This window comes from Monashia sp. HAY1-5C, assembly GCF_056755255.1.
Genome location: NZ_JBPGXG010000009.1, coordinates 44,915 through 53,658, shown reverse-complemented (window position 1 = coordinate 53,658; position 8,744 = coordinate 44,915). Strand labels below are relative to the sequence as shown.

Genomic DNA, 8,744 nt, shown 5'->3' with positions numbered 1-8,744 from the left:
TCCGTCGTCGGCAGCGTCAGATGTGTATAAGAGACAGGTCGCGGTGTCCTCGCCCGCGAGGAGGTGGTAGAGGACGGCCATCCGGACCGCGACGCCGGCCGAGACCTGGTCGAGGACGACCGACTGGGGCGCGTCGGCGGCCTCGGGGGCGATCTCGAGGCCGCGGTTCATCGGTCCGGGGTGCAGGACGAGCACATCCGGGTTGCGGGTCACGAGCGTGTCGAGGCGGTCCCGGGTCAGGCCGTAGCCGACCGTGTACTCCCGCGGCGTCGGGAAGAACCCGCCGCTCATCCGCTCGCGCTGGACCCGGAGCATCATGACGGCGTCGACCGTGCCGTGCTCGCCCCGGCCCTCGAGGACCTCGTCGAGGTCCCAGCTCGTGGCGAACCCGTCCGCAGCGCTCCAGGCCCCGATGCCGCTCGGCATGAGCGTCGGCGGCGCGACGACGGTGACCTTGGCCCCGAGGGTCTTGAGCGTGATGACGTTGCTGCGGAAGACCCGCGAGTGCGTCAGGTCACCGACGATCGCGACGTGCCTGCCGTCGAGCTCGCCCATCCGGTGGCGCAGCGTGTACGCGTCGAGGAGGGCCTGCGTCGGGTGCTCGTGGGTGCCGTCGCCGGCGTTGATGACGCTGCACCGCACCCACTGGGCCACCTGGTGGCACGCGCCCGAGGCGTTGTGGCGGATGACGAGCGCGTCGACGGCCATGGCGTCGACGGTCATCGCGGTGTCGCGCAGGCTCTCGCCCTTGGACGTCGAGGAGCCCTTGGCCGACAGGTTGATCGTGTCGGCCGACATCCACTTGCCCGCGATCTCGAACGAGCTGCGGGTGCGCGTCGAGTCCTCGAAGAAGAAGTTGATGACGGTGCGGCCGCGCAGCGTCGGCACCTTCTTGACCTCGCGACGCTGCAGGTCGTGCATCGACGCGGCGGTCTCGAGGATGTCCTCGACCTCCCGACGGGTCAGGTCGGCCGAGGAGATGAGGTGGCGGGTCATCGGGCCTCTCCCCCGCTGATCTTGACGGTGTCGACGCCGTCGAGCTCGGCGACGCGGACGTGGACGCGCTCGTCACGCGAGGTCGGCAGGTTCTTGCCGACGTGGTCGGCCCGGATCGGCAGCTCGCGGTGGCCGCGGTCGACGAGGACCGCCAGGCGCACCGCGCGGGGCCGGCCGAGCTCGGAGAGGGCGTCGAGGGCCGCGCGGATGGTGCGACCGGAGTAGAGGACGTCGTCGACGAGGACGACGACGCGGTCGTCGATGCCGCCGTCGGGGATGCGGGAGCGGTGCGCCGTGCGGACCGGGTTGCGACGGAGGTCGTCGCGGTGGAGCGTGATGTCGAGCTCCCCGACCGGGACCGGGGCGCCCTCGACGTCGGCGATGCAGGCGGCGAGACGCCTCGCGAGCGGCACTCCGCGAGAAGGGATCCCGAGCAGGACGAGCCTGTCAGCGCCGCGGTTGCGCTCGAGGATCTCGTGGCCGATGCGCCGCAGCGCCCGGGAGATGTCGCCCTCGCTCATGACGTCTCTCGCGTCAGGAGGGGTGCTCGGACTGGTTGCAGGCGCACTCAGGTCAGGGCAGGTCACAGCCGCTGGACCTCCTTCCCCGCCTCACGGGACGGTGGTTAAAGGATGTCTTCGGGCAGCGAGTCTAGCGTCCCGCGCGACCGGTCCCGATACCCCGCCACTCCGTGAGAACGGCCCGGGCCGAGGCGAGGGCGCAGAGGCTCCACGTGCCGCAGAGGACGGCGAGGACGACCGTACCGGCGACGGCGAACCCGGTCCGGTGGCTCGACCCGGCGAGATGGTGCAGCCCGAGGGACACCGTCCCGATGGGGAACGTCAGGGCCCACCAGCCCGGCGAGAACGGCATCCGGCCCGCGAAGCCGCGGGCGGTGACGGCCACCGCCCACCCGGCGAGCGGCACACCCGCCGCGAGGACCACGACGCCGTAGCCGACGGCGAGCGAGCGCAGGTCGGCCGCGGCCACCGGCGTGAGCCACGGCCCCGCCGCAGCGGCGAGCGCCTGGGCCGCCCCCACCGACTGCCCGACGATGCCGAGCGGGATCCACGACGTGGCCGACGCCGCCAGGGGAACCGGCGCCACGCGCCAGTGGTGGGCGTAGCCGAGCGTGAAGACGACGACCCCGAGCGCGAGCGCGACGGGGAAGCAGGCCGTGGCCACGCCGAGCAGGGCGAGCCCGGCACCGGGAACCGTGGACACGTGCGGCACGAGGGCGGCCCCGGCGGTCGCCGAGACCATCGGAGGCACGACCGGAAGGCCCCACACGAGTGTCGGCTCGCCGGCCTCGCCTCGCACCAGGGTCGCGGTGAACCCGAGCGCCGTGGCCAGGCCGAGGACGGTGCCCACCACCCACAGGCCGGCGCCGAGCAGGGCGGACGTCCGTCCCGGCGCCACGGTGAGCGTCGCCGAGCCGACGGCCAGGACGCCCATGGCCACGGTTCCCCAGAGGGCGCGGTCGGTCGGTGTCGCGAGCGACGCGCGCAGGCGCTCCGGCCGCCGGATCACGCGAACGAGGAACCCGCCGCCCACGGTGACGAGCAGCAGCCACGCGAGGACCGTCAGGGCCCTCGCCGCGTCGTGCAGCCGGTCGCCGGGGCCCGGTCCGTCGGCATACGCGGCAAGGAGCGTGGCGAGGATCCCGGTTCCCATGACCGCGGGGAACCAGGCCGGCCCGGCGGGTGGGAGCCCCACCGCAGCCGTGGGAGGCCCGCCGGCAGCCGGCGGTTTGGTCGCGGCACCGGGTCGCGCGGTTCTATGGACGGCAGGGTCGGCGAGGGCGGTCGGCACGCGTCCACCCTCGCTGCCCGCACCGTCCGCTCGGAAGCGCCACCGATGCGTGAGCCCACAAGGTCGGACTTGTGGACGCGTACGATGGCGGGATGTCCTCCGACCTGCGGCACGTGCCCGAGACCGGCTCGCTGCTCGCCCTGCTCGCGGTGGCGCGGTGCGGCAGCATCTCCGCGGCCGCCGCTGAGCTCGGCGTCACCCAGCAGGCGATGAGCGCACGGGTCCGCGCGGCCGAACGGGTGCTCGGTGTCGCGGTCTTCACCCGCACCTCCCGAGGCGTCGAGCTCACGGCCGCGGGGCAGCTCGTCGTCACGTGGGCCGGCGACGTCGTCGACGCCGCACGCGCGCTGGAGCACGGCGTCACGGGCCTGCGCACCGCAGGCGAGAGCGTCGTGCGGGTCGCGGCGAGCAACACCGTGTCCGAGTGCCTCCTGCCCGGGTGGGCCAGCGCCCTGCGCGCCTCCACGGGCGGCGTGCGGGTGCAGGTGGTCCCGGCCAACTCCGAGCACGTCGTTGCAGCGGTGACGGCCGGCGAGGTGGACCTCGGGTTCGTCGAGGGCCCGACCGTGCCACGCGGGCTGGCGCGGCGCACCGTCGCCTCCGACGCCCTCGTCGTCGTCGTGCCGCGCGACCACCCGTGGGCCAGGCGGCGACGCGGCATCACCGCCGGCGAGCTCGCCGCGACGCCGCTCGTCGTGCGCGAGGCCGGCTCAGGAACCCGTCGCACGTACGAGCGGGCCGTCCCCGGCCACGTCGCGCCGGCGCTCGAGCTGTCCTCGACCGGGGCGGTGCGCGACGCCGTCGTCACCACCGGGACCCCGGCCGTCCTGTCCGCGCTCGCGGTCCGCGGCGACCTGCGGTCGGGGCGTCTCGTCGCCGTGCCCGTCGTCGACCTGACCATGCCGCGCTCGATCCGTGCGGTGTGGAACCAGAGCCAGCGCCCGAGCGATGCCGCCGCCGAGCTGCTCGCCATCGCCGCCGCGACCCGCGAGGCCTAGGGGCCCGCGGCGGCGTCCGGGTCAGACGATCGTGGCCTTGACCTCGGCGAGACGGCTGAGCAGGCCGTTGACGAAGCTCGGCGACTCGTCGGTCGACAGCTCAGTGGCGAGCGCGACCGCCTCGGAGATCGCGACACCGTCGGGGATCTCCTCGTTCCAGAGCACCTCCCACGCACCCAGACGCAGCAGCGCCCGGTCGACCGCCGGCATCCGCTCGATCGTCCATCCCTGGCTGTAGTCGGTGAGCGCCGCGTTGATGTCCTTCCAGTGCCCGACGACACCGCGGACGAGGTCGGCCGTGTACGGGTTGTTGCCCGCCCGCGAGTCGCGGTCGGCGAGGCGCTCCTCGAGGAGGGTCACCGCGTTGACGCCGCGCTGGTCGGCCTCGAAGAGGATGTCGAGGGCCCGGGCCCGGGCCTTGGTGCGTGCAGCCACGTGGGTCCGCGTCCGATCAGTCGTTGACGCGGCCGAGGTACGACCCGTCGCGGGTGTCGACCTTGACCTTCGTGCCGGTCTCGAGGAAGAGCGGCACGTTGATCTGCGCACCGGTCTCGAGCGTGGCCGGCTTGGTGCCACCCGTCGAGCGGTCGCCCTGCAGGCCCGGCTCGGTGTGGGTGATCTCGAGGACGACGGACGCCGGCAGCTCGACGTAGAGCGGCGCGCCCTCGTGCGTGGCGACGATGGCGTTCTGGTTCTCGAGGAGGTAGTTCGCGGCGTCACCGACGGTGGTCTCCGACACGTTGAGCTGGTCGTAGGTGTCGGTGTCCATGAAGACGAAGTCCGAGCCGTCCTTGTACAGGTACTGCATCGTCCGCTTGTCGACGTTGCTCGTCTCGACCTTGACACCCGCGTTGAAGGTCTTGTCGACGACCTTGCCCGACAGGACGTTCTTGAGCTTGGTGCGCACGAAGGCGGGGCCCTTGCCCGGCTTGACGTGCTGGAACTCGACGACGGACCAGAGCTGCCCCTCGAGGTTGAGCACCAGGCCGTTCTTCAGGTCGTTCGTAGATGCCATCTGCTGGAAACCGCTTTCGTGTGCCGGCCGGTGGGCGCCCCGCGGGCGCGCCGGGACCCGGTCGCTTAGATGTCGTGGAAGTTGCCGCGCAAGTCTAGCCGTGGCCCGCGCCGATCGCGGAATCGCCGGTGCCGCGCGGGCCGGGGCAGGTGTAGGCTCGCCGGTCCCCCCAGACGTGTCCCGGCCCGAGAGAGGCGGCTTCGCCGTGCCCGCGCCCACCCACACCCTGAGCGACGAGCTCGCACGAGAGCAGGCCTTCCTCGACCGGGCGCGGGCCGAGCTGGGCCGGATGCGTGAGACCGCCGAGGCGCTCGACGCGTCGCGGGCCAGCGACGCCGTCAGCGGCGAGGTGCTCTCCCGCGTCCTCGCCCGACGCATCGCCTCGCTGCAGGACGACCCGCGCACGACGCTCTTCTTCGGCCGCATCGACCTCGAGCCGGCGGATGCCCCGGCCGAGTCGTTCCACGTCGGGCGCCGGCACGTCAGCGACGAGGCCGGCGACCCGGTCGTCGTGGACTGGCGGGCGCCGGTGTCGACGGCGTTCTACCGCGCGTCGCACCTGGAGCCGATGGACGTCGTGCTGCGTCGCCGGTTCGGCGTCGACCACGGCCGGCTCACGGCGATCGAGGACGAGCACCTCGGGGTGCCTGCGGCCCAGGACGACGCGTCCGGTGGCTCGCTGCTGGCGGCCGAGATCGAGCGTCCCCGCACCGGGCCGATGCGCGACATCGTCTCGACGATCCAGCCGGAGCAGGACGAGATCGTGCGCAGCGACGTCGGGACGACGATCTGTGTGCAGGGTGCCCCGGGCACCGGCAAGACCGCGGTCGGGCTGCATCGCGCCGCGTGGCTGCTCTACTCCTTCCGTGAGCGCCTCGACCGATCCGGGGTGCTCGTCGTCGGACCCAACCGCGCGTTCCTGGACCACATCGGCGCGGTCCTCCCCTCGCTCGGTGAGGTCCGCGTCGGCCACGCGACCATCGACAGCCTCCTCGAGCACGGCCGGGTCCGCGTCGACGAGCCCGCGACGGTCGCGACGCTCAAGGGTGACGCGCGCCTGGCCGCGGTGCTGCGCCGGGCCGTGTGGTCGACCGTCGCGCGGGCCACCGAGGCGCTCGTCGTGCCTCGCGGCGTCCGCAAGTGGCGCGTGCCGGCGTACGAGGTCCAGGAGATCCTCGACGAGCTGGCCGCTCGCGGCGTCCGGTACACCGCGGCCCGCGACCTGCTGCCGATGCGCCTCGCGCACCACGTCCTGCTCAGGATGGAGCGCGATGGCGACGCCCCCGACGACCGGGTGCAGGAGTCCGTCGCGAAGTCGCCCGCCGTGAAGAAGTACGTCGCGTCGGTGTGGCCCGCCCTCGACCCGCAGACGGTGCTGCACCGGCTCTGGTCCGACCCGGAGGCACTGGCTGCCGCTGCGGAGGACGATCTCACTGCCGAGGAGCAGCGGATGCTCCTGTGGGACAAGCCGGCCCGCACGAAGGGCGCAGCGCGGTGGAGCCGGGCGGACATGGCCCTGCTCGACGAGGTCGGCGACCTGCTGAACCGAGTGCCCAGCCTCGGGCACGTCGTCCTCGATGAGGCGCAGGACCTGTCCCCCATGCAGCTGCGCGCCGTCGGTCGGCGCTGCTCCACCGGGTCGGCGACGGTGCTCGGCGACATCGCCCAGGGAACCACGCCGTGGGCCACCTCGTCGTGGGCCGACGCGATGCGCCACCTCGGCAAGGAGTCCCACGACCTCGTCGTGCTCGACCGCGGGTTCCGCGTGCCGGCACACGTCATCGACTACGCGGCCCGGCTGCTGCCCGCCATGGCGCCCGGTCTCGGTGCGCCGGTGTCCGTGCGGTCCAACCCCGGGCGCCTCGACGTCGTGCCCGTGGCCGGCGAGCTCATGGCGGCCGTGGCCCGGGTCGTGCGAGAGGCGAGCGCCGAGCCCGGCTCCGTCGGCGTCATCGCGCCCGACGCCATGGTCGCCGACGTCGCCGCCGCGCTCACCTCCGCGGGCATCCCGCACGGCCGGCTCGACCGGGACCACGGCGACGACGAGGACCACCAGGTCGAGGTCGTGCCGGCGGGCGTCGCCAAGGGACTCGAGTTCGACCGCACGGTGGTCGTCGAGCCGGCGGCCATCGCCGCCGCGGAGCCTGACGGACGGACCGGGCTGCGGCGCCTCTACGTCGTGCTGACGCGCGCCGTCTCGGCGCTCACCGTCGTGCACGCCGAGCCGCTCCCCGACGCCCTGGCCGGCTGAGCACGGCAATTCGATGGCGCTCCCGCCGCCTGCGGGCGAGCATGGGGGCGTGGTGAGCGAGCGGCGGCTGCCGCCCCAGGGTGGCCTGCCCCCGACCGGGGAGGTGGGCGACGACGTCGTCGAGATCGCCTGCGACGAGTCCGGCTTCTCCGGCACCAACCTGCTCGACGCCGCGACGCCGCTGTTCGTCCACGCCAGCGTCGACCTGCCCGTCGCGGAGGCCGCCGACGTCGTCCGCACCCTGCACGCGGGGGTCAGGTGGTCGCTCGACGAGGTCAAGTCCGGACCGCTGCTCCGGGGGCCCGACGCCCGGGCCGCCCTCGAGTGGCTCCTCGAGCGGCTCCGTGGTCACGCCCATGTCCACGTCGTCGACAAGGAGCTGTTCCTCGTCAGCCGCGTCGTCGACCTGTTCCTCGTCGAGCCGTCGTACGCTGCGGGCACCCGCCTGGCGGCGGTCGACCCGGGGGCGTCGCTGGCGCTCTACCGCGCCGGACGGGCGCACCGGGCACCGTGGTCCGCCTTCCTCCGCGCCCTCTCCGACGTCGTGCGGACCAAGGCCCGTCACGCGCCGGACGCGGCCTCCCTCGACGCCTTCCTGGTGTCACGCGAAGCGCTTCTCAGGGCGCTCAGCGCAACCGGCGACGAGGCCGAGCGGGGGCGGACGGAGGCGATGGGCGTCCTCGCGGCGGTCGAGCGCGAGCGCGTCATCGAGGTGACGACCCGGTTGGCCGACGGCGACCGGTCGGTGCCGCCGCCGCTCGAGCCGCTCCTGCCCGCGCTCGCCGAGACGGTGCTGTTCTGGAGCGACGGACGACGTCGCGTGCTGGTCGTCCACGACGAGCAGAGCGCCCTGACGGCCGACCGGTTGCGCCGTCTGCAGGAGGTGCTCGCCGGCGCGGCGGACGGATCCGCTTCCGCCCTGGCCGGACTCGTCACCGTCGACTCCCGCGACGACCCCCGCGTGCAGGTCGCCGACCTGCTGGCCGGTGTCGCCCGCCGGTCGCCCGACGTCCTCGGCGACCCGCTGCTTCAGGGGTTCCTGTCCCCGACCTCGCTCGTCGACCGGCCTCTGCCGGACCCCTCAGTCGCTCGGCCCTACGTCACTGCTCACCCTGACTGAGCACTGACGTAGCGAGCGGGGGCGCCTCCCCTCGGAGCGGCACCAGACCTCGGCCGCAGCCCGGTTCGTCGACACCGACCTGTCCGGTGCGGGACCTCGACGCGCTCGCTCAGACCAGCGCGCGCAGCGCCAGCAGGTAGCTCTGCAGGCCGAAGCCGGCCACGGTGCCGGTGGCGACGCCGGCGACGACCGAGGTGTGCCGGAACTCCTCGCGCGCGGCGGGGTTGGACAGGTGCACCTCGACGAGGCTGCGTCCGCTCGTCGTGACGATGGCGCACGCGTCGCGAACCGCGTAGGAGTAGTGCGTGAAGGCACCGGGGTTGAGCACGACGTCGGCGCCCGAGTCGACGGCCTCGTGCAGCCAGTCGATGAGCTCGCCCTCGTGGTTGGTCTGCCGGCAGTCGGCGACGAGACCGAGGTCGCGCGCCTCGCGCTGGACCGCGGCGTGCACGTCGTCCAGCGTGTCGGAGCCGTAGACCTCCGGCTCGCGGGTGCCGAGCCGGTTGAGGTTGGGACCGGACAGGACGAAGACCGTTGCCGTCATGACCGGAG

9 protein-coding genes are annotated in these 8,744 nt (G+C 73.6%); 3 read left to right on the top strand and 6 right to left on the bottom strand.

Features of this window, described 5'->3' with window-relative positions:
* The 3 genes from ACR9ZK_RS02715 to ACR9ZK_RS02705 all read right to left on the bottom strand — a co-directional run.
* Positions 1 to 996, bottom strand: a 996-nt coding sequence (locus tag ACR9ZK_RS02715; protein ID WP_481339933.1) for an aspartate carbamoyltransferase catalytic subunit, incomplete at its 3' end; no start/stop codon positions are given.
* The gene (gene pyrR, locus ACR9ZK_RS02710; RefSeq protein WP_481339939.1) at positions 993 to 1,568 is read right to left on the bottom strand and encodes a bifunctional pyr operon transcriptional regulator/uracil phosphoribosyltransferase PyrR; all 576 of its coding nucleotides are present in this window, start codon (positions 1,566 to 1,568) and stop codon (positions 993 to 995) included. The genes pyrR and ACR9ZK_RS02715, both read right to left, overlap by 4 nt.
* Positions 1,569 to 1,647: 79 nt before the next feature.
* Positions 1,648 to 2,808 (bottom strand): TDT family transporter, encoded by a 1,161-nt coding sequence (locus tag ACR9ZK_RS02705; protein WP_481339931.1) that lies wholly within the window; start codon positions 2,806 to 2,808, stop codon positions 1,648 to 1,650.
* A gap of 92 nt (positions 2,809 to 2,900) precedes the next feature.
* Here ACR9ZK_RS02705 and ACR9ZK_RS02700 point away from each other — a divergent pair, with 92 nt between their 5' ends.
* Positions 2,901 to 3,806 carry a LysR family transcriptional regulator gene (locus tag ACR9ZK_RS02700; protein WP_481339929.1) on the top strand — a complete coding sequence of 302 codons (906 nt, stop codon included), beginning with the start codon at positions 2,901 to 2,903 and terminating at the stop codon, positions 3,804 to 3,806.
* Positions 3,807 to 3,827: 21 nt separating this feature from the next.
* Here the strand turns inward: ACR9ZK_RS02700 and nusB are convergent, their stop codons facing one another.
* Together nusB and efp are read right to left on the bottom strand one after the other, a co-directional pair.
* Positions 3,828 to 4,241, bottom strand: coding sequence for a transcription antitermination factor NusB (gene nusB, locus ACR9ZK_RS02695; protein ID WP_481339926.1), 414 nt, complete (start codon positions 4,239 to 4,241; stop codon positions 3,828 to 3,830).
* A gap of 16 nt (positions 4,242 to 4,257) precedes the next feature.
* Positions 4,258 to 4,821, bottom strand: coding sequence for an elongation factor P (efp, locus tag ACR9ZK_RS02690; protein ID WP_323101757.1), 564 nt, complete (start codon positions 4,819 to 4,821; stop codon positions 4,258 to 4,260).
* Positions 4,822 to 5,026: 205 nt separating this feature from the next.
* Here efp and ACR9ZK_RS02685 point away from each other — a divergent pair, with 205 nt between their 5' ends.
* A complete protein-coding gene (locus tag ACR9ZK_RS02685) occupies positions 5,027 to 7,072 on the top strand; it encodes a HelD family protein (protein WP_481339922.1) in 2,046 nt (681 codons plus the stop codon).
* 49 nt (positions 7,073 to 7,121) lie between these two features.
* Positions 7,122 to 8,192, top strand: a complete 1,071-nt coding sequence (locus tag ACR9ZK_RS02680) for a DUF3800 domain-containing protein (RefSeq protein WP_481339919.1) — start codon at positions 7,122 to 7,124, stop codon at positions 8,190 to 8,192.
* A gap of 109 nt (positions 8,193 to 8,301) precedes the next feature.
* On the opposite strand, the gene aroQ is transcribed toward ACR9ZK_RS02680, so the two are convergent.
* Complete coding sequence (gene aroQ, locus ACR9ZK_RS02675) at positions 8,302 to 8,736, bottom strand: type II 3-dehydroquinate dehydratase (RefSeq protein WP_481339917.1); 435 nt, start codon at positions 8,734 to 8,736, stop codon at positions 8,302 to 8,304.
* Positions 8,737 to 8,744: the final 8 nt, after the last annotated feature.